This is a genomic window from Saccharothrix mutabilis subsp. mutabilis, from assembly GCF_039521145.1.
GTDB lineage: Bacteria > Actinomycetota > Actinomycetes > Mycobacteriales > Pseudonocardiaceae > Actinosynnema > Actinosynnema mutabilis.
In genome coordinates, this window is record NZ_BAAABU010000023.1 from 99,361 (window position 1) to 118,752 (window position 19,392).

At 72.4% G+C, this 19,392-nt stretch carries 22 protein-coding genes; 9 read left to right on the forward strand and 13 right to left on the reverse strand.

From position 1 onward, the window contains the following. Window positions 1–31: 31 nt before the first annotated feature. Together ABD126_RS32435 and ABD126_RS32440 are read left to right on the forward strand one after the other, a co-directional pair. Window positions 32–553 (forward strand): SigE family RNA polymerase sigma factor, encoded by a 522-nt coding sequence (locus tag ABD126_RS32435; protein ID WP_343938222.1) that lies wholly within the window; start codon window positions 32–34, stop codon window positions 551–553. Beyond that, a complete protein-coding gene (locus ABD126_RS32440; RefSeq protein WP_343938224.1) occupies window positions 550–1,506 on the forward strand; it encodes a hypothetical protein in 957 nt (318 codons plus the stop codon). Before ABD126_RS32435 ends, ABD126_RS32440 begins: the two co-directional genes overlap by 4 nt. 3 nt (window positions 1,507–1,509) lie before the next feature. Here ABD126_RS32440 and ABD126_RS32445 read toward each other — a convergent pair whose 3' ends face one another. From ABD126_RS32445 to ABD126_RS32455, 3 genes are all read right to left on the reverse strand, one after another. Further along, on the reverse strand, window positions 1,510–2,076 hold the full coding sequence (locus ABD126_RS32445; protein ID WP_343938226.1) for a histidine phosphatase family protein: 567 nt from the start codon (window positions 2,074–2,076) through the stop codon (window positions 1,510–1,512). Between the two features lie 65 nt (window positions 2,077–2,141). Next, complete coding sequence (locus tag ABD126_RS32450; protein ID WP_343938228.1) at window positions 2,142–2,819, reverse strand: L-2-amino-thiazoline-4-carboxylic acid hydrolase; 678 nt, start codon at window positions 2,817–2,819, stop codon at window positions 2,142–2,144. A gap of 162 nt (window positions 2,820–2,981) precedes the next feature. Beyond that, window positions 2,982–3,935 carry a serine hydrolase domain-containing protein gene (locus ABD126_RS32455; RefSeq protein WP_343938230.1) on the reverse strand — a complete coding sequence of 318 codons (954 nt, stop codon included), beginning with the start codon at window positions 3,933–3,935 and terminating at the stop codon, window positions 2,982–2,984. A 190-nt stretch (window positions 3,936–4,125) separates the two neighbouring features. Here ABD126_RS32455 and ABD126_RS32460 point away from each other — a divergent pair, with 190 nt between their 5' ends. Next, window positions 4,126–4,464, forward strand: coding sequence for a hypothetical protein (locus ABD126_RS32460; protein WP_343938232.1), 339 nt, complete (start codon window positions 4,126–4,128; stop codon window positions 4,462–4,464). A gap of 93 nt (window positions 4,465–4,557) precedes the next feature. On the opposite strand, the gene ABD126_RS32465 is transcribed toward ABD126_RS32460, so the two are convergent. Then, on the reverse strand, window positions 4,558–5,151 hold the full coding sequence (locus tag ABD126_RS32465; protein ID WP_343938234.1) for a TetR/AcrR family transcriptional regulator: 594 nt from the start codon (window positions 5,149–5,151) through the stop codon (window positions 4,558–4,560). An 82-nt stretch (window positions 5,152–5,233) separates the two neighbouring features. Here ABD126_RS32465 and ABD126_RS32470 point away from each other — a divergent pair, with 82 nt between their 5' ends. Beyond that, window positions 5,234–5,857 carry a class I SAM-dependent methyltransferase gene (locus tag ABD126_RS32470; RefSeq protein WP_343938236.1) on the forward strand — a complete coding sequence of 208 codons (624 nt, stop codon included), beginning with the start codon at window positions 5,234–5,236 and terminating at the stop codon, window positions 5,855–5,857. Window positions 5,858–5,861: 4 nt separating this feature from the next. On the opposite strand, the gene argS is transcribed toward ABD126_RS32470, so the two are convergent. After that, a complete protein-coding gene (argS, locus tag ABD126_RS32475) occupies window positions 5,862–7,586 on the reverse strand; it encodes an arginine--tRNA ligase (RefSeq protein ID WP_343938238.1) in 1,725 nt (574 codons plus the stop codon). Window positions 7,587–7,943: 357 nt separating this feature from the next. Beyond that, window positions 7,944–8,522: a TetR/AcrR family transcriptional regulator gene (locus ABD126_RS32480; RefSeq protein WP_343938240.1), complete on the reverse strand. Its 579-nt coding sequence runs from the start codon at window positions 8,520–8,522 to the stop codon at window positions 7,944–7,946. A gap of 184 nt (window positions 8,523–8,706) precedes the next feature. Here ABD126_RS32480 and ABD126_RS32485 point away from each other — a divergent pair, with 184 nt between their 5' ends. Continuing rightward, on the forward strand, window positions 8,707–9,867 hold the full coding sequence (locus tag ABD126_RS32485) for an endonuclease/exonuclease/phosphatase family protein (protein WP_343938242.1): 1,161 nt from the start codon (window positions 8,707–8,709) through the stop codon (window positions 9,865–9,867). A 4-nt stretch (window positions 9,868–9,871) separates the two neighbouring features. On the opposite strand, the gene ABD126_RS32490 is transcribed toward ABD126_RS32485, so the two are convergent. Both ABD126_RS32490 and ABD126_RS32495 read right to left on the reverse strand, forming a co-directional pair. Continuing rightward, window positions 9,872–11,320, reverse strand: coding sequence for a family 43 glycosylhydrolase (locus ABD126_RS32490; RefSeq protein WP_343938244.1), 1,449 nt, complete (start codon window positions 11,318–11,320; stop codon window positions 9,872–9,874). A gap of 89 nt (window positions 11,321–11,409) precedes the next feature. Continuing rightward, entirely contained in the window at window positions 11,410–12,405 is a 996-nt protein-coding gene (locus tag ABD126_RS32495; RefSeq protein WP_343938246.1) for an arabinan endo-1,5-alpha-L-arabinosidase, read from the reverse strand. Window positions 12,406–12,522: 117 nt separating this feature from the next. Here ABD126_RS32495 and ABD126_RS32500 point away from each other — a divergent pair, with 117 nt between their 5' ends. Then, window positions 12,523–12,681, forward strand: coding sequence for a hypothetical protein (locus ABD126_RS32500; RefSeq protein WP_343938248.1), 159 nt, complete (start codon window positions 12,523–12,525; stop codon window positions 12,679–12,681). A gap of 4 nt (window positions 12,682–12,685) precedes the next feature. Here ABD126_RS32500 and ABD126_RS32505 read toward each other — a convergent pair whose 3' ends face one another. The 5 genes from ABD126_RS32505 to ABD126_RS32525 are packed head-to-tail and all read right to left on the reverse strand — an operon-like array spanning window position 12,686 to window position 16,956. Beyond that, window positions 12,686–13,366, reverse strand: coding sequence for an anti-sigma factor family protein (locus ABD126_RS32505; RefSeq protein WP_343938250.1), 681 nt, complete (start codon window positions 13,364–13,366; stop codon window positions 12,686–12,688). Next, on the reverse strand, window positions 13,363–13,872 hold the full coding sequence (locus tag ABD126_RS32510) for a sigma-70 family RNA polymerase sigma factor (RefSeq protein WP_343938296.1): 510 nt from the start codon (window positions 13,870–13,872) through the stop codon (window positions 13,363–13,365). Before ABD126_RS32510 ends, ABD126_RS32505 begins: the two co-directional genes overlap by 4 nt. 15 nt (window positions 13,873–13,887) lie before the next feature. Beyond that, window positions 13,888–14,187: a hypothetical protein gene (locus tag ABD126_RS32515; protein ID WP_343938252.1), complete on the reverse strand. Its 300-nt coding sequence runs from the start codon at window positions 14,185–14,187 to the stop codon at window positions 13,888–13,890. Between the two features lie 10 nt (window positions 14,188–14,197). After that, window positions 14,198–15,388, reverse strand: coding sequence for a ferredoxin reductase domain-containing protein (locus ABD126_RS32520; RefSeq protein WP_343938254.1), 1,191 nt, complete (start codon window positions 15,386–15,388; stop codon window positions 14,198–14,200). Then, window positions 15,385–16,956 carry an amino acid adenylation domain-containing protein gene (locus ABD126_RS32525; protein ID WP_343938256.1) on the reverse strand — a complete coding sequence of 524 codons (1,572 nt, stop codon included), beginning with the start codon at window positions 16,954–16,956 and terminating at the stop codon, window positions 15,385–15,387. The genes ABD126_RS32520 and ABD126_RS32525 overlap by 4 nt, the downstream gene beginning before the upstream one ends. 232 nt (window positions 16,957–17,188) lie before the next feature. On the opposite strand from ABD126_RS32525, the gene ABD126_RS32530 reads away from it, so the two are divergent. The 3 genes from ABD126_RS32530 (at window position 17,189) to ABD126_RS32540 (ending at window position 19,391) form a co-directional block, all read left to right on the forward strand. Continuing rightward, on the forward strand, window positions 17,189–17,971 hold the full coding sequence (locus tag ABD126_RS32530; RefSeq protein ID WP_343938258.1) for a dihydrofolate reductase family protein: 783 nt from the start codon (window positions 17,189–17,191) through the stop codon (window positions 17,969–17,971). Window positions 17,972–18,266: 295 nt separating this feature from the next. After that, window positions 18,267–18,515: a substrate-binding domain-containing protein gene (locus tag ABD126_RS32535; RefSeq protein ID WP_343938260.1), complete on the forward strand. Its 249-nt coding sequence runs from the start codon at window positions 18,267–18,269 to the stop codon at window positions 18,513–18,515. A gap of 33 nt (window positions 18,516–18,548) precedes the next feature. Continuing rightward, on the forward strand, window positions 18,549–19,391 hold the full coding sequence (locus ABD126_RS32540) for a hypothetical protein (protein WP_343938262.1): 843 nt from the start codon (window positions 18,549–18,551) through the stop codon (window positions 19,389–19,391). Window position 19,392: the final 1 nt, after the last annotated feature.

Consider the following 19,392-nt stretch of genomic DNA (forward strand, 5'->3'; position numbering starts at 1 on the left):
CGGTATCTGAAGGGGTGAACGAGGAGGACAGATGAGTCCAGAGGACGAGCGGGAGTTCCGCGAGTTCGTGACCGCCCGGTCACCCGCCCTGCTGCGCACGGCCTACCTGCTCGCCGGCGACGTCCACGGCGCGCAGGACCTGCTCCAGGCCGCGCTGATGGGCACGGCCCGGCACTGGTCGCGCATCCGGCGGCGGGACCAGCCCGACGCCTACGTGCGGCGGGCGATGGTCAACCAGCAGGCGCGGTGGTGGCGGCAGCGGGCGCGGCGGGCCGAGTCGCCGGTGGCCGTGCCACCCGAGCGGGCCGTCGCCGGCGACCACGCCGAGCAGGTCGCCGACCGGGACCAGGTGATCGCCGCGCTGCGCCGACTGCCCGCCCGACAACGCGCGGTCGTCGTGCTGCGCTACTACGAGGACCGCCCGGAAGCCGAGGTCGCCGAACTGCTCGGCGTCTCCCGGGGGACCGTGCGCAGCCAGGCCGCCAAGGCGCTGGCCAAGCTGCGCGCCCTCGACCCGTCCGACACCCACACACCGCAGGAGGCATGGTCATGACCCGTCCCGATGTGCTGCGCGAACGGCTGCAAGCCGCACCGCCCGAGCTGACCGCACCGCCCGACCTGGCCGACACCGTGCTCGCGGCGGTGCGCCGCCGCCGCACCGCGGGCCGGATCGGGGTGACCGCGCTGGCGGTGGTCGCGGTGGGCGTGTCGACGTCGTACCTGGTGCGCCTCGACGCCCCCACCACGAGGGCCGCCGGTCCGGGCGAGGTGGTGACGACCACGGCTCCCACCGTCGTCGGCAAGCTGGTCTCGGGCCCGCGGCCGGCGCCGTCGGTGTTCCCGTTCACCCCGGGCCGCCCGCACACCTACCGCCTGGTCCGCAACGGCGAGGGAGTGGAACTGATCTTCAACAGCGTCGAGCCGCACGCGCCGTCGGACACGTACGTCTACGTCGGCCCCAGCCCCGACCGCGGCGACGACGGCCCGGTCACCGGCACCACCACCGCCACCGTGCTGGGCAAGACCGCCACGGTGACGCGGATGACCGACAAGGTGAAGGTGACCTGGGAGGAGCGGCCCGGCGAGTGGGCCGTGGTGGGGTCGCGGACGCTGCCCGAGGCCGAGGTGGTGCGCTACGCGCAGGAGCTGCGCCGGGAACCCCAACCGATCCCGACCCCGCTGACCTTCGCGTGGCTGCCGGCCGACGCGGCGGTCGAGCTGACCTCGGACGAGGCGATGGTCGAGCCGGTGATGGTCATGCCGGGCGGCGAGCGCGGGCGGCACAACGACATCGTGCGCGTCGACCACAGCGGCAGCGAGGTCGGCAAGGTCGGCGACCCGCTCCCGGTCGGCGACCGCACCGGGTACCTGAGCCACCGGAACGGCATGACGGTCCTGTGGGTGCCGCTGCCGGGTCACGGCAACATCAGCGTCTCCGTGCCGGACTCGCTGGGCTTCACGCGAGACGACCTGATCCGCTTCACCCTGGGCATCTCGAACCCGTAGCGCTCACAGCCCTGGTCCGGTGGCGTGCACGCCGCGGTCGGTGAAGCGGAGGCGGTAGATCGCGGGCATGGGCATCGCGCGGCTGAACGGCCAGTCCAACCCGCGCACGCCCGCGCCGACCAGGGCTCGGGAGATGAACGTGCCGTGGCTGCCGACCACCACGGTGCCGCCCGGGTGTTGCCGGGCAAGCGATTCGAGGACGGCCGTGGCCCGGACCGTGAGGGCGTGGAGGCTTTCGCCGCCGGGTCGGGCGAAGTGCGGTTCGGCCCAGCTTCGGGCGTAGTGGCGGGCGTAGTCGGGGGTGGGTTCCAGTCCGGAGTCCCATTCCCGCAGGTCGTGGAGCTTCTCGACGGGCATGCCCAACGTACGCGCGGTGGGTTCGACGGTCTGCACGGCGCGCAGGTAAGGGCTGGAGGCGATCAAGGTGGGCTTGATCGCGGCCAGGTCCTCGACAAGGCGCTCGGCTTGCGCGAAACCCACCTCGGTCAACGGCCGGTGGTGGTCGTCCGGTCCGTGCCGGCTCGGGAGCAGCGGCCGGGCATGACGGACGAGGACGACTTCGGCGCGCACAAGCCGAGTATCCAGGGGGGAACCGGAGCACGCCGTCGGTCACGACTGACGGCGTGCTCCGGTGCTCAGTTCGGTACGTTCTCCTCGCGGGTGAAGACCATGCGGCACGTCGGGCCGGTCGCGTAGGTGACCGGTCGGATGAAGCGCAGGTGGTGGCGGTCCGGGGTGATGGCGTCGGCCCAGTTCAGGTCGAAGCGGCACAGGACCGGTTGCAGGGTCGGGTGTCCGGTGGCCTTCAGGGCCTCGTGGAACAGGCAGCGGCGGACGTCCAGGACGTACGTGTCGTGGTCGTCCACCGGGCGTTCGAAGGTGAAGGACGGGCCGAACGACGTGCGTTCGCGTTGCCTGCTCGCCTCGACCAGCGCGGTGAACGGGTCCGGCGCGTGGTCGAGCAGCGCGGTCGTGCCCTCGATGATCTGCTGCCGCAACGGGCTGTTCAGGCAGTCGTCCACGATGGCCGCGGCCTTGGCGTCGCCGCAGACCGGGCGCAGGACCTCGAACGCCGCGGCGGCCAACGCGGTGAAGCGCACGTTCGCGGCGTCCATCGCGTTGGCGACCAGGTGGGCCAGTTCGGCGTCCAGTTCGTCCAGCCGGCGGCGGACCAGCGCGTCGGCCGGTTCCGGCCACGACCGGGTGGCGCTCGCGCCGAGCAGTCGGCGCAGGCGGTCGAAGAAGGCGGCCTCGATCACGGGGATCCACGCGTCCGCGCGGTAGTCGTCGGGCGTGTGCGGGTTTTCGTCCATGGTGGTGGTTCTTCCGGTCAAGGGGCCCACTGGACGATCCCGGCGGGAGCCGTCGGTGATCGCCCCGTGTGGCCCGGGGTTCGACCAGCGCGCTCCACCACCTACCGGCGCTGCGTGATTGCCCGATCATGCAACAACACCGGCCCGGTGGGCGTCAAGGCGTCACTCCCCGGCCAGCAGTGCGAAGCCGTGCCGGTCCACCGAGACGGCCGTGGCGAAGAGCAGGGCGACGCCGGTGCCGGCGGCGCGGTCCAGGCCCAGCCACGTGCGGAAGCCGCCGGTGCCGCCGTTGTGCCACGTGATGGCGCGGCCGTGGCGTTCGAGCGTGATCCACGCCGCGCCGATGCGGACGACGCTGCCGGTGAAGTCGGCGACCGGGTCCAGGGCGGTGGCTCCGGGGGCGGAGCCGTCGAGCAGGGCGGCGGTGAGGCGGGCCAGGTCGGTGATCGTCGCGCGGATGCCGCCGGCCGGGCCCAGGGCTTCGCCGGTCCACGCCTGGCGGGCGCGGCCCCATCGGGTGGTGCCGGTCAGGGCGGTGGGGCGCAGGTCGTCCGGGGTGGCGGGGACGTAGAGGTCGAGGCCGAGCGGGGTGGAGATCCGGTCGTGGACGAGCGTGGCGTACGGGGTGCCGGAGGCGCTCGCCAGCGCGTGGCCGAGGAGTTGGAAGCCCAGGTTGGAGTAGCGGGGGCGGGGTGGTCCCGGGCGCACGGCCCGGGCCTGGGTGATGAGCTGGTCGAGCGTCTCGCCGTAGGGGTTGGCGCCCTTGAACCACAGCGCGAGGGTCTTGCCGATGGGTGCGGCGGCCAGGCTGGGCAGGCCGGAGGTGTGGGTGCTCAGGGCGGACAGCGTCACGCCCGCCGCCGGGCTGTCGTCCAGCGGGAGCAGGTCGCCCAGGGTGGTGGCGGGCGTGATCTCGCCGCGTTCGAGGGCGTCGGCGTAGAGCAGGCCGGTGATCCCCTTCGAGATGGAACCGATCTCGTAGTCGGCGTCGAGCGGCGCGCCGACGCTCGCCACGACCGTCCCGCCCGGCGACACGGACGCGACGGCCACCGGCCGCCGGGCACCCACGCGCTGGACCACCTTCTCCGCGAGCGCCACGTCACCCTGCACAGGCACAACGAACTCCTCGGACTCGACACAGCGACGGGGTGACCGTAATCGCCGGCGGTGCGGTCCACATGAGCCCTTCGGCTACCGGTCCCGCGACTTTGGTTCCCGCGGGCGTGGTTTAGGGGGGTCGTGGGGGAGGTAGAGAAGGACACGCCCGGCGACGAGCGCCGGGACTTCGCCCGTGAGGAGTGTTGTCGTGTCCACTTCGCGCGCCACGGTGGAGCAGTGGCTGGCCTTGTCGCACCCGGAGCTGGTCGACCGCGTCCGTGCGGCGGTGCGGCCGGGGGCGGTGGCCGGTCCGGTGTGGACGGACATCGCGGCCCACCCCGTGCTGGCGGCCCGGGTCCGCGGCGTCCTGTCGTCGTTGGCCGCCCAGTCGGCCGACTTCCGCGACCGTTCCGCGTGGCGGGCACGCATCGAGCAGGCCCAGGCGGCCCTGCGCGGCCCGGCCGTGCCCGCGAACCGCCCTGCGACACGACTCCGCCCGGTGCCGCCGGTGGTCTTTCAGGCCCCCGGCCAGCCGGTGCCCGCCTGAGCCCTGCGGGTGCCGGGTTTCGACGCCGCAGGCGTCCTTCGGGTCGGGGCGACCGGGAGCAGGATCGTGGTGCTGGTGCAGCGGAACCGTGGTTCAGCGGGTCAGGAACGCCAGGGTGCTCGCGGCCAGGCGCGCTTCGACGTTCGCGGGGTCCTCGGCGGTCGCCCGGCGGAACCTCTGCGAGGCCACCAGGGACAGCAGCCACCAGGCGGCGGCCTCCGGGTCCAGGTCGGGGCGTAGTTCGCCGGCGACCCGGCCACGTTCCAGCAGGGCGGTCAGGGCGGTGGCGAAGCGGCGGGTGGACGTTCGGGCCGCCGCCTCCACCTCGGGCACGTCGGTGATGGAGGAGGCGTCGGCGATGATCGCGCCCACGCTGCCCGCGCTGTGCACGCGTTCGAGGTGGTCCGGGTCGAGGATCAGCTCCAGCAGCGTGGTCACGGGGACCGGGCTGTCGGTCATCCGCTCCACCACGCGGCACACGTGGTCGGCGGCGCGTTCGACCACGGCGGCGAACAGGGCGGCCTTGGTGCCGAAGTTCTGGAAGACGACCGGTTCGCTCACCCCGACCTCGCGCGCCACGGCGGAGGTCTTGCCGCGCAGGTAGCCGGTCTCGGCGAACACCTTCGTGGCCGCGGCGAGGATCGACTCGCGGCGTTCCTCGGCGGTCATGCGGGTGCGTCCGGTCACCCGGTCATCGTAGTGGCCTTGCCCGGCAACTTAGTCGTCACTAAGCTGCGTACTTAGTCACGACTAAGTTAGGGGAGCGGACATGAGGGTACTGGGGATGCACGGTCCGGCGGACGCGCCGGGAGCGATCGGACACGCTCGCGCGTACGAGGTGTTGTCCGCGGTGGTGTTCGCGGGGCGGCGGCGGCGCACGTTCGGACGTCTGGTGGCGTTCGCCGGGGTCCGCGCGGGCGACCGCGTGCTGGACGTGGGCTGCGGGACCGGTTACCTGACGTCGATGGCGGCCCGCGCCGGCGGGCGCGCGGTCGGGGTGGACCTGTCCGAGCCGATGGTCGCGCGGGCCCGGCGGCTGCGGCGCGACTGCGCGTTCGAGGTGGGGCGCGCGGAGGCGTTGCCGTTCGCAGACGGGGAGTTCGACGTGGTGGTGTCCAGCCTGGCCGTGCACCACCTCCCCGCGGCGTCGCGGGGCGTGGCGTTCCGGGAGGCGTTCCGGGTGCTGCGCCCCGGCGGCCGGGTGATGGTCGCCGACTTCACCCCGCCGAAGGGCGTCCTGTCCCGGCACGTCGTCGGCGCGACGGCGGGACCGGCGATGCGCGACAACCCGGTGGAGCGCATCGAGCCGATGCTGGTCGAGGCGGGGTTCACCGGACCGGCGGTCACGGCGGTCGGCTTCCTGCACTGCGTCCGGGCGGTCAAACCCGAGTGAGTCGTCACAGGGTCTCGGGTGCCTCGATGCCCAGCAGGTCCAAGCCGAGGGTCAGCACGCGGGAAGTGAGGTGCGCCAACGCCAGCCGCGAGTCCCGGGTCCGGTCGTCGGGCGCCTTCAGGATCGGGCAGTGCTCGTAGAAGGCGGAGAACGCGACGGCCGTCTCGTAGAGGTAGGTGCACAGCTTGTGCGGCGCGTGCTCCGCCGCCGTCACGGCCACGGCGGCGGGCAGCCGCACCAGCTGCACGGCCAGCGCCCGCTCGGCCGGGGTGTCCAGCGACACCGCGCCCCCGGTGCGACCCGCCCTGGCGACGACCGACCGGGCCCGCGCGTTGGCGTACTGGAGGTACACCGACGTGTTGCCCTCCAGCGCCAGCATCCGGTCCCAGGCGAAGACGTAGTCCTTCTCCCGGTCCCCGGACAGGTCGGCGTACTTCACCGCCCCGATGCCGACCGCCCGCGCCACCGGGCCGCGCAGCTCCTCGGGCAGCTCACCGCGCCGCGACAGCACGTCGGCGGCCCGGTCGACCGCCTCGCGCAGCAGGTCGACCAGCTTCACCGAAGCGCCCGCCCGGGTCCGCAGCACCTTGCCGTCCTCGCCCAGGACCGAACCGAACCCGATGTGCACGGCGCGGTGGTCGTCGTCCAGCCAGCCCATCCGCTCCGCCGTGGCGAAGACCATCCTGAAGTGCTGGGCCTGGGGCGAGCCGACCGCGTAGAGCAGGTCGGTGGCCTTGCGCTCCCGGGTCCAGTACCGCACGGTCGCGAGGTCCGTGGCGGCGTAGCCGTAGCCGCCGTCGCTCTTGCGCACGATCAGCGGCAGCCGCTCGCCGTCCCGGTTGGTGAAGCCCGGCGGGAACACGCACACGGCCCCGTCGCTGACCTCGGTCAGCCCGGCGGCCTCCAGCTCGGCGACGACCTCGTCCAGGAACGGGTTGTAGAAGCTCTCCGGGTAGTGGTCGGCCTCGTCCAGTTTCACCCCGAGCAGCGCGTACACCTCGGCGAAGTGCCGTTCGGACGCCCGCACCAGGTCCCGCCACAACGACAACGTCGCCTCGTCGCCCCGTTGCAGCGCCACGACCCGCCGCCGCGACCGGTCGGCGAAGCCGGGGTCGGCGTCGAACTTCCGCCGGGCGGCCCGGTAGAACGCGTCGAGGTCGCGGATGGAGCCGCCGGCCGATCCGCCCTCGTCGGTGAGGTGCTCGATGAGCATCCCGAACGGCGTGCCCCAGTCGCCGAGGTGGTTGTGCCGGACCACGTCGTGCCCGGCGAACTCCAGCACGCGCACGACGGCGTCCCCGATGATCGCCGACCGCAGGTGCCCGACGTGCATCTCCTTGGCCACGTTGGGACTGCCGTAGTCGATCGCGCACCGGCGCGGCTCGGCCACCGGCGGGACCCCGAGCCGGTCGTCGGCCACCAGGTCCGCGAGCCGCGCGGCCAGCCAGTCATGGCGCAGCGCGAAGTTCACGAACCCCGGCCCGGCGACCTCGGGCGGCTCGGCGAGGTCGCTCACGTCGAGGTGCTCGACGACGGCCGCCGCGACCTCCCGCGCCGGCCGGCCGAGCCGCTTGGCCAGACCCATCGCGGCGTTGCACTGGTAGTCCGCGCGGTCGGGCGGCGCCGGTCGGATCAACGCCTCGGCGGGCGTGATCTCCACCCCGAGGGCGGCGCGCACGGCGGCGGCGACCCGCGATCCCAGCTCCAGCCCGACGTCCCCGCTGCGCACCAGTCACCCTCCACGGTCGTTGTGGACCAGTGTCGCAACGGGGGAAAGCGAGTTTCGGGACGGCCGACGGGCTCGCGGGGGTCTGATCGGCCCGCCGCGCGAACGACGTCCTCGACGCCCGCACGACCTCGCCGCGCCGACCTTGCCGCGCCGACCTTGCCGCGCCGGCCGACCTCGCCGCCCCGACCTCGCCGCCCCGGTCCGGCGTTCCTGGACGGCCGGGACACCGGCAAGCTCGTCCTGCGCCGCACCCCCTGACGGCCGGAATGTTCCGCCCGCGGGACCGGTCAACGACCTGACCGAGGCCCTGCACCGCGCCTGCCCGACCGCCCGCGTCCACCGGCTGAAGGACAAGCGCTACCGCCTCACCCCCGACTGACCGCGCGCGTTGTGGCGCAGGCCGGTCAGGAAGAGGGTGAGCAGGCGGTCGGCCTGGGTGGTGCTGTCGGGGGAGTCCTGCGTGGCCCACGCGATGGCGCTGATCATCTTCAGCACGTCCGTGGCGGTCGCCCCGGCGGTGATCGCGCCGGCGTCGGCGGCTCGGGCCAGCAACGCGGCGCAGACGTCGAACAGCGCGGCGTGCCACGGCGAGACCGGGTCGTGGCGGCGGTCCAGGGTCAGGTTCAGCATGGTGGCCGACAGGCCCCGGTAGGTCAGGCCGTGGGTCAGGGCGGCGCGCAGCCAGGTGGTCAGGGCCTCGACCGGGTCGGCCGCGGTGAGCAGGTGGTGGCCCAGGCCCACCAGGTCGGCCGTCCGGTCCGCGAGCACCGCTTCGACCAGGTCCAGCCGGGTGGGGAAGTGGCGGTAGAGGGTGCCACTGGTCACGCCCGCCCGCCGCGCGATGGCGTCCAGCGGGGCGTCCACGCCGTGTTCGGCGAAGGCGACCTTGGCCTGCTCCACCAGCTGTTCGTAGTTGCGTCGGGCGTCCGCGCGCATGCTCCGTCCTCGCCGCACCGGGATACCGTGCCCGTTAGCCGGACCGCGACCCCACCATAGTGGTGCGTGCTCCGCGGGGAGGGGCGGATCGGGGAACTGGGCAGCTCGTTCGGGTGAACGGTGTAACCCGGCCGGGGGTCGTGGCGACTGGACAGACAAGTCCCCCCGGAATCGAGGCGTCGCCATGACCGTCCGAGTTGCGACCTTCAACGTCGAAAACCTGTTCGAGCGGGCCAAGGCCCTCTCCAGTGGCGCCGGCCCGGTGCTCGCCGCCTACAGCCGGTTCGGCGCCGTCTCCGCCGAGGCCGCCTACACCGAGGTCGACAAGCGGGAGATGCTGGAGGACCTGGAAACCCTCCAGGTCCTGGTGCGCGCCGACAACCGCCTGGTGCTCAACCCGCGGCCCTTCCAGGCGTGGGCGCTGCTGCGGGAGAACCGCGGCGACTTCCTCAAGCAGCCCGGCGGCGGGGACGCCACGATCGTGGCCACCGGGCGCGGCGACTGGATCGGCTGGGTGGACCTGATCACCGAACCGGTCGACGAGATCGCCACCCGCATGACCGCGAAGGTCGTCAACGAGGTGGCCGCGGACATCCTGTGCCTGGTCGAGGCCGAGCACCGGCCGGCGCTGGTCCGGTTCAACGAGGCCCTGCTGGACCGCCGGTACGCGCACGCCATGCTGGTGGACGGCAACGACCCGCGCGGCATCGACGTCGGCGTGATGACCACCGGGCGGGTCGCGATCGAGTCGGTCCGCAGCCACGTGGACGACCCCGACCCCGAACGCGCCGGCCGCGCCCTGTTCAGCCGCGACTGCCCGGTCTACCAGTTGCGGCTGCCCGGCGGGCGCGAGTTGTTCCTGCTGCCGAACCACTTCAAGAGCCAGTCGTTCTCCGGCGGCGACCCCGACCCGTTGCGGCGGCGGCAGAGCGCCCGGGTCCGCGAGATCTACGACGCCCTGCGCGCGGACGGCGCGGAGCTGGTCGTCGTGCTGGGCGACCTGAACAAGGGCCCGACCAACGACGACCCGCCCCGGCACCCGACGCTGGAACCACTCCTGGGCCCCGGCACCCCGCTGGTGGACACGGCGAGCCTGCCCGTGTTCGACCCGGGGCCGCGCCCCGGCACGTTCCAGTCGTGCAGCCTGCGCAACCGCCTGGACTACGTCCTCGTCTCCCCGGAACTGGCCGCGCTGGTCACGGCGGGAGGCGTGTTCCGCAAGGGGTTGTGGGGCGACCCGGACAACGTCAACCCGCCCGCGCAGTGGCAGATCTACCCGGAGATCACCGCCTCCCGTCACGGCGCCTCCGACCACGCCGCGGTGTGGATCGACATCGACCTCTGACCCGTCAGCCGACCGGTTCGCCGGAGGGTGCGGGCAGCGCGGTGCCCAGGCGGACCGGGGCGCCGAAGTTCGGCGTGCCGTCGGGGTTCCAGGTGAACTCCTGCGCGCGGGTCGAGCGGTTCATGTCGCAGCCGCCGCCGGCCGAGTCGTTGGCGTGGTAGACGATCCAGTCCTCCGTGCCGTCCGGGGACTTGAAGAAGCCGTTGTGGCCCGGGGCGAACACGCCGGCCGCGTCGTCGCGCTGGAAGACCGGGTTCGGCGACTTGGTCCAGTGCGCCCGGTTGAGCGGGTCGGTGCCGGTCAGGGTGAGCAGGCCCAGCTTGTAGTCCGGGCCCCAGCACGCGCTGGCCGAGTAGACGATCATCGTGCGGCCGTTGCGGTACAGCGGTTCCGCGCCCTCGTTGACCGGGTGGGTCTGGCGCTCCCAGGACAGGGTGGGCTGGGAGATGGTGCGGCGCGGGCCGCTGATCGTCCACGGGTTGGACAGCGGCGTGATGGTCAGGGACTGGGTGCCGTCGATCGCGCTGCCCATCAGGTACAGCCGGCCGTTGTGCTGGAGGATGCTCGGGTCGAGCTCCCACGTGCTGCCCAGGTCGGCCTTGAAGCTGTACGGGCCCATCGGGTCGGTGCCCGCGCTCTCCAGCACGTGCAGGCGCTGGGTCGGGTTGAAGTCCGGCACGTCCTGCCCGGCCACGTAGTACAGGTACCAGCGCCCGTTGATCAGGTGGAACTCCGGCGCCCACATGTTGCAGCACCCGTTGGGCCGGCCGGCGAGGTTGAACACCACCTGGTCGGGCGCGGTGGCCAGCCCGGCCAACGTGCGCGACCGGCGCATGGTGATCGTGGAGTTCCACGTCGTCGTGGCCAGGTGGTAGTAACCGTTGTGGTACTGGAGCCACGGGTCCGGGCCGTTGCGCTTGATCGGGTTGGTGAACGTGCCCGCGCCCACCCGCACGAGCAGCCACTGCTGGTTCGCGCCGCCCGTGTCGGGCCACTGGATCACCTGCGCGCCGTCGGCGGTGGAGAAGTCCAGCACGTCCACGGCCTTGCCACTGGCCCGGTTGACCAGCCGCACGTACCCGCCGGCGGAGTCGGCGAGGCGGAACTGCTGACTGGTGCGGCCGGCGTCGGTGTTCTGCACCAGCCCGACGCGGTCCGCCGTGGACGGGAACTCCAGCACCTTGCCGCTGTGCCGGGACTTGAGCCGGTAGTGGCCGCCGCCGGAGTCCACGAACTGCCACTGCTGCCAGGCGCCGTCGTTGCGCGACCACTGCACGATCGGCGCGCCGTCGTGGGTGGCGAGGTTGTAGAGGTCGAGCGCTTTGCCGCTGTGCCGGTTGACCAGGACGTAGGAGGCGGTGGTGTCCACCACGGCCGCGACGGCCGGGGGAGCGGCGGTCAGCCCGCCGACGAGGGTCGCCACGACGGCGAGCGGGGCCAGGCGCGAGATCACGGGTCTCCCTGCGGTTGCGTTCCTCAGTGGACGGCCGGCCGGCGGTTGCGGTCCTGGGTGGACGTGCGGCCGGTCGGCGGTTGGTGTCCTCAGTGGACGTACGGCCAGCCGGCGGAGTCCCAGCCGAGCCAGTTCAGGCCCAACAGGGAAGCGCCGTTGTCGGCGTAGTAGTGGTAGACGAGGATGTCGTGGTCGGTGTCGCCGAACACGTCCTGGTGTCCGGGACCGTGCACGCCGCCCTGCCCGGCGAGGATCTCCGTGCCGCCGCCGGAGGTCAGCGCCCGCCCGGCGCGGTCGAGGTACGGGCCGGTAACGCTGGTCGAGCGGCCGACCATCACGCGGTAGGTGCTGCTCGCGCCCCGGCAGCAGTAGTCGAACGACACGAACAGGTAGTGGAAGGCCCCGCGCTTGACGATGGTGGGCGCCTCGATCGGGCCGCCGTCGCGCCCGGCGAGGGAGCGCAGGGTGCTGTCGGCGCGCAGGCCGGTGGCGGGGTTGAGCGAGATCATCTTGATGCCGGACCAGAACGAGCCGAAGCTCAGCCACCAGCGTCCCTGGTCGTCCACGACCAGGTCGGGGTCGATGGCGTTGAAGTCGTCGGTGGTGCGGGATTCGACCACCAGGCCGCGGTGGGTCCACGTGCCCGACGCGCCGGTCGGGCTGGTGGCCAGGAAGATCGCCGAGCGGTTGGAGCCGAACGTCGAGGCGGAGTAGTACAGCCAGTACCGGCCGTTGCGGTGGGACAGGTCGGGCGCCCACAGGTTGCGGCTGCCGCCGGTGTACGTGCTCGTCCACGGCGCGCCACCGGGGAACGCGGAGCCCGCGTTGCGGAAGGCGGTGCGATCGGCGGAGGTCTTGAGGGCGATGTCGTTGCCGGTGTGGGCGACCAGGTAGCCGCCCTCGGGGCGCTTGACCATGCTCGGGTCGTGCACGCCGACGTCCCCGGTCACGCGACCCGGCGCGGGGTAGGCCGACGCGGACGGCGCGGGGTAGGCAGACGCGGACGGCGCGGAGTAGGCAGACGCGGGCGGCGCGAACACGACCGCCAGGGTGACGGCCAGGGTTGTCAGGGCCAGTCTTCTCACGGCGACCACGGCTCCTCGGGGCTGGCTCAGGGTCCTCGGGTCGGTGGCGGTGACGTGAACGTTAACATAAGCTTAACTTGATGCCTAGATGGTGTTCTGTGAAAGTCGGCAGTAGACTTGTTATCGCGAACATCGACCGTTGCGCGGATCGGCACCACGTTTGGCCTCATCGCCCGGCCCGGCGACGAGGAGGACGACTCGTGGTGGGTCGAGCTGCACCCGGGCAACTACATGGCCTTCAGCGAGCCGTGGGACAGCGGCGAGTACGACACGTGACGCCTCAGAGTTCGACGCGCAGCAGCACCAGGTCCCTGTCCACCAACCGGATCTCCACCGCCGTGACCTCCGAGCGGACCAGTCGCGTGGTCGCGACCGGCAGCGTGGTGGAGCCGGGGCCCGCCGTCCAGGTGGCGACCTGAACGGCGGAACCCTGCCCATCCACCACGTACAACGCGTAGGCGAACACCGGCGGCGTCGGACCGCTCGTCGGCACGGCGTACGAGCACCGCACCTCGATCCGCGTGCCCCACGGCTGTTCGACCAACCGCAGGCTGGCCGTCACCGGGCTGGGCACGGTCTGCCGCATCGGCACGTCCGGGGCGACGACGACCACCGCCGGGGGCGGCCGGAGCAGGGTCGTCACGCCCGCCCCGGCCAGGGCCGCGACCACCACGGCGGCGACGGCGAGGACCCGGGCCCGACGCCGGCGGGACCGTTCGGCGGCCAACAACCCCGGCAGGACCGACGGCGTACCCGCGGGTTCGGGCTCCAGCAGGGCGACCGCCCGGTCCCGCGGCACCGCCGACAGCAGCCCGGGGACGCCCGCCAGCGCCGCCACGTCGGCCGCGCAGTCGGGGCACCCGCCCAGGTGGGCCTCGAACTCGCGCCGCTGCGCCGGTGCGAGCGACCCCAGCACGTACGCGGCGCCCCAGTCCCGGTACGGATCGACTGGCGCGCTCACCGTCCGGTGACCCCCTTCTCCTCCAACGCCAGGCGCAGTGCCCGCAGACCGTAGTGCAACCGCGACCGGACCGTCCCCTCGGGCACGTCCAACTCCGCCGCCAGCTCCGCGACCGACTGCCCCATGTAGTACGCACGGACGATCACCGTGCGGTGTTCGGGGGTCAGCTGGGTGAGCACGTCGGCCACCAGCCAGGCGTCCAGCGCCGAGTCGCTGGGGTCGGACCGGACCCGTTCGGGCACCCGCGCGGACCCGACCTCCCAGCGGGCGCGGGCGCTGCGCCGCTCGTCGATCACGACGTTGCGGGCGACCGTGTAGAGCCAGGCGCGGGCCGCCGCGGTGCCCTGCTCCAGCACCGCCGGGTTGCGCCACGCGCGCAGCAGCGCCTCCTGCACCACGTCGTTGGCCAGTTCGTCGTCACCGGTCAGGCGGCGGACGTACCGCCAGAGCGCGGGCGCGTGCTCGTCGTGGAGAGCGCGCAACAGCGCGGTGTGGGTGTCGTTGATGGCGCACCTCCTCGGCTAGTCGCGCGGCAGCGGCAGGGCGAACGCGGGTGGGCGCTTGGCCAGGAACGCGGCCGTCCTCTCGCGCGTGTCGGCGGTGGTGAACGCCTGGCGGAACGCGGTCGGCTCGACCGCCGGCCCTTCGGTCACCGTCCGGCCGCGCACCCCGTCGAGCACGGCCTCGGCTGGCGACACCGCGCCGGCCGAGTCGCGGGCGATGCGGCGCGGCACCGCGCGGGCGGCAGCCGGCACGACGGCCCGGTCCTCGAACACCGCGTTGACCAGACCCAACCGCAACGCCTCTGTCGAGTGCTCCACAGCCCTCTCCTCACGAGTCCCAGATCGCGCCGAACGCGGGCACCCCGCGCGCTTCCAGCGATTCCACGACGTGCCAGGTGGTCTTCCTGTTGGATATGCAGATCACGGCCTCGGCGGCGAACTCGCGGTGCGCGCGCAGCGCCAGTTCGACCAGGTCCGGTTTGCCGTCGCGGACGGTGTCGTGGACGACCGCGTGCGGCTGGACGGCCAGGATCTCGTCCACCAGGTCGTCGCCGTAGGTGGCGCGCGGGTCGCGAGTGGACCACACCAGGCGGGCCGGGGTGTCGCCGGAGAGCAGGTGCGGCAGGCACGGGCCGATGCCGCTGCCGGTGGCCACCCACACCACCCTGGTGAACAGCTTGTCGATGTTGCCCACGCCGGCGGTGGGCACGCCCTTGACCCACAGGTGCGTCGGCAGGTCGTCGATGAGCGCGCCGGTCCAGTCGCCCGCGCGGGAGATCGTGAGCCGGAACCCGGAACGGCCCGGCGCGGGCACGTTCGCGAACGAGTGCCATTCCAGGAGCGGGTTGCGGCTGACCGCGGTGGAGGACCCGGCGAACGGCGTGACGCCGTGGTCGAACGACACGAGCGCGACGTGGCTGGACGGGCGCACGATCCGGACCGGGACCTTCCGCAGGCGCAGCCAGGGCAGCGCCACGCTGACCACGACCGCGGTCAGCAGCCAGAACCGGGTCGAGCCCGGGAACCCGGGCTGGGCCGCGGAGTGCGCGGCGAACAGCGCGAGGGTGGCCCACCCGGTGAAGCGGTGGGTGCGTTCGAACAGGTCGTGCCGCCGTGCCCGCAGGTTCGGCAGGGCGAACGCGATCATGCTCGCCAGCAGCGCCAGGATGACCCACGCCAGCGGGTCGGCGCCGGTCCACGCGACCACCGCGAACCACGCCGTGGCGCACACCGCCCCGCCCACGTGCAGCCCGCCGAAGTGGTAGACCTTGCCCAGCGTCCAGCGGACCCTGAGCGGCCAGGTGGTGGGTGCGCTGGTGGCCAGGCGGAACAGCAGGTTGATCACGTGTTGTTGGCGGATCAGGACGGCGAGGGTCAGGTTGGCCACGACCATGTCCGTCGGGTCGGCGTTGATCGCGACCAGGTTGGCGAGGACGACGGCCGCCGCCAGTCGGTTGTGGTGGGTGAACGGGCGGCGGCGCAGCCAGGTGGCGCGGGTGGTCGTCTGGAGTGCGGTCATGCGACGGTCACCAGCGCGCGCAGCGCGGCCCGGTCCACCTTGCCGCGGTCGGTCAGCGGCAGGTCGTCCACGGGGACGATCCGGGACGGCACGCAGTAGTACGGCAGGGCGCGGGCCACGGCCGCGCGGGCGGCGTCCGGGTCGACGGTGGCGGGGCTGACGAAGCCGACGAGGGCGCCGTCGTGCACGACGGTGGTGGCCTTGAGGCAGTGCTCGGTGGTTTCCAGGGCGGAGGTGACCGCGTCCAGTTCGACGCGGAAGCCGCGCACCTTGACCTGGTCGTCGGTGCGGCCGTGGTGCTCCAGTTCGCCGTCGGGGGTCCAGCGGCCCAGGTCGCGGGTGCGGAACATGAGGTGGTCGCCGCCGAGGAACGGGTCCGGGCGGTAGCGCTGGGCGGTGAGGACGTCGTTGTTCAGGTAGCCGGCGGTCACGCACGCCCCGCCCGCCCACATCTCGCCGATCTCGCCGATGCGGCACGGGCGCAGGTGCTCGTCGAGGATGTAGACGGTCGAATTCGGGACCGGGCGACCGATGGTGACGCGGTGGCCGTCGTACCGGCTGACGGTGTTGACGATGGTGACTTCGGTCGGCCCGCAGGCGTTGTGGAAGGTCGCTTGGGCGGACCAGGCGTCGGCCAGCGGTTGCGGGCAGCGTTCGCCGGCTACCGCGACCACTCGGACGTGGGGGCAGGCGGTCGGGTCTATTGTGGACAGTAGGCCCGGGGTGGCGATGAGGACGGTGGCGGTTGCGGCTGTCGCTTGGGGGTCGCGGCCCCGGATCGTGAGGGTCGCGCCGTGGCTGAGGGCGGCCAGGATTTCCCATGCGGCCATGTCGAACGCGATGTTGAGCAGTTGTGCCACCCGGTCGCCGGGGCGGATTCCCAGTGAGCCGGGTTGGGTGAGCAGCACGTTGCAGAGGTTGGCGTGGGTGACGCGTACGCCGTTGGGGACGCCTGTGGTGCCGGAGGTGAAGATCACGACTGCGGTGTCGTCGGGTGTGACGTCGTGTGTCGGGTGGGTTTGGTGCGTTGGGTGGGTCGAGGTCGGGTGGGTTTGGTGCGTTGGGTGGGTCGAGGTCGGGTGGGTCTGGTGAGTTGGGTGGGGCGGCAGGGTGTCCAGGGCGAGGGTGGTTCGTGCCTGGATGGTGCCGGCGTGTTCGCTGGTGGTGAGGACGACGTTGATGCCGGCGGTGCGCAGGACGTGGTCTAGGTGGCGGGGCGGGGTGATCCGGATGTCCTGGGGGACGTACGCCGCGCCGGCTTTGAGGACGCCCAGGATGCCGACGACCATGTGCACGGACCTGGTCAGGAACAGTCCGACGTGGTCGCCCGGCCGGACGCCGACGGCGGCGAGCGTCGCGGCGACCCGGTCGGACCGGGCGTCGAGTTCGCCGTAGGTCAGGTGGACGCCTTCGTGCTCCACCGCCGGGGCGTCGCGCAGCCGGGCGGTTCGGGCTTGGGCCTGGAAGGCGTGGTGGATGCGGCGGAACGGGGGAGTCTCGGTCGGTCCGGCGGCGAACCGGTGGAACAGGGCGCGGTCGTCCGGGGGTAACGAGTGGAGCGTGCTCATCGCGGTCACGGGGTGCGTCCCTTTTGTCGGAGGGCGTTGGCACCCGGTTCGAACGAGACAGGGGGGTGTGGTGTTCAAACGAGACGCGAAAAACGCTCTGGGTGTGTGCGCATCGACGGGTCGCGGGGGGCCGAGGGGTCTACCTTCGGGGGTGGATGAGCTGGGACGTCGCTGGAGTGGCGGCGCTGGAGTGGTGGCGCTGGAGTGGTGGCGCTGGAGTGGTGGCGCTGGAGTGGTGGCGCTGGAGCGGCGGCGCTGGAGTGGCGGCGCTGGAGCGGCGGCGCTGGAGCGGCGGCGTGGAGTTGTGGCGCTGGAGTTGTGGCGCTGGAGTTGTGGCGCTGGAGTGGCGTCGCAGGGGTTGCGGCGTGGGATTGCGGTTGTGCGGTTGGAGTGGTGGGGAATGGGACTGATCCACATCGAGTTGTTCGCGACCCTCGACCTGGTCGGGCAGTCACCCGGCGCGCCGGACGAGGATCCGGAGGGGTTCCCGTTCGGTGGCTGGCAGGCGCCGTTGCTCGACGAGGTGTCGGGGGAGCAGGTCGTCGGGGCGTACGAAGGGACGGATGCTCTCCTGCTGGGCAGGCGGACGTACGACATCTTCGCCGCCTATTGGCCGGGGAAGGATGATCCGTTCGGCACGCTGTTCAACCGGGTCCCGAAGTACGTGGCCTCGCGGGGTGAGCCGGAGTTGTCGTGGGCCGGGTCCACCCTGTTGGGGCCGGATCTGGTGGCGGCGGTGCGGGAGGTTCGGGAGCGGCACGAGCACGTGAAGGTCGTCGGCAGCTTGAACCTGGTGCAGACGTTGTTGAAGGAGAAGCTGTTCGACCGTTTGGACCTGTGGGTGCACCCGATCGTGTTGGGGGTGGGGAAGAAGGTGTTCGACGGCGGGGCTGTTCCGACGAACCTGGTGTTGTTGGAGCCTCCGGCCGTTGGGGGGAAGGGGACCGTGTTGTTGCGGTATGGGCTCGGGGTTGGGTCTCCTGAGGTGGGCGACATGCGTTCTCTTGAGCTTTAGACGGACGTGCTTGGCTCTCGGGCTGCAAAAGCGAAGAGATTGAAAGAGGCGCTCGCCGCGCGGCAGGCCCCCGGGGGGTGGAAGGGCGTCGGTTCGTTCCCCGTACGGCCTGCCGGAGGCAACCACCCTTGGGTCTTGTTTGCAACCGGTGAAGCGTGGTTGCAAACAAGACCCAAGCGCGGTTGGGCTTCGCCCAGGCCGTACGGGGAACGAACCGAGGCCCTTCCTGTGGCTTGGCAGCCCGTGAAGGGCTTGGCGTTGGGAGGTTGGGGATGGTGACGCTTGCCGACGGACCGTGCCCGAGGACGCCTCGGTGGTCGCCCTGTGCCCGGACCGCGTCGCCGAGCAGCACACCCCGCACCTGACTTCGGCCCACGGCCCGACCGCCGATCTGGGGCGGGTGGCGGTCGAGCAGTTCGTGCGCCGGCTGACCGCCGCCCGGGGCGAGGAGCCGGCCGACGAACTGGTCCTCCTCGATCCCGTGCTGACCGTCCGCGAGAGCACCGGCCCGGTTGACGACACCAGGTTTGCGATGCAAACCTGATTGCGTCGTAGTCGACGTGGGGGGTTGGTGTCAGTGGCGAACGATCCGGGGGATGTGCTCGACGGGCTGTCCGCGCTGCGGCGGCGCGTGCGTGGGGACCGCAGCGGCTACTGGTTGCCGTTCCTGCTGTTCGGGCTGGTCGTGGCGGGAGCGGTCCCGTGGTACCTGCCCTCGCCGTGCGAAGGCGCGTGCACGTGGTCGTCGGCGGAACTGCCGGCGTTCTGGCACTGGCTGCACCCGACCGGCCAGGCGAGCGGGCTGGTGGGACGCCTGCCGTCGCTGGGCAGGGACCTCTACTGGATGGTCGCGCTGACCATCGGGTTCCTGGTCACGGTGTGGTGGTACCGGTGGCGGGCGGGCAAGGTCGGCGTGGAGATCTCCACGCGGCTCTACGCCCGGGTCACGCTGTTCGTGCTGGCCTTCCCGCTGCTGGGCGTGCCGGTGCTGACCGAGCTGTTCTTCAACCGGCTGGGCTGGCCGGTGGCGCTCGCGGCCCTGGTTCTGGGCGTTGTCGCGGTGACGCTGGCGGCCAAGCGGAAGCTCCGGACGGCGGTCGCGGTGCTGGCGTTGATCCTGGTCGGGCACCTGGTGGCGATCTTCCCGTTCGGGCACCTGCTCGTGGTGGCGGTGGGTGTGCTCGGGCTCGCCTGGGTGGAGCGCAGCGCTTTGTGCACGACGTTCGCCGTGCTGTTCGGGGTGTGGGCGCTGTTCGTGAACGGGTGGGCGACCTGGGTCTACAGCACGGTCCTGTGGCCGGTGCCGCTGATCGACACCGGGGACCTGCTCTCGTCCTCCTCGATCCTGGTCCTGGGTGGGGTGGCCGGGCTGGTCACGAGGAGGGTGCGAGTGACCCGGTCGGGGGCGAACGCCGGATAGG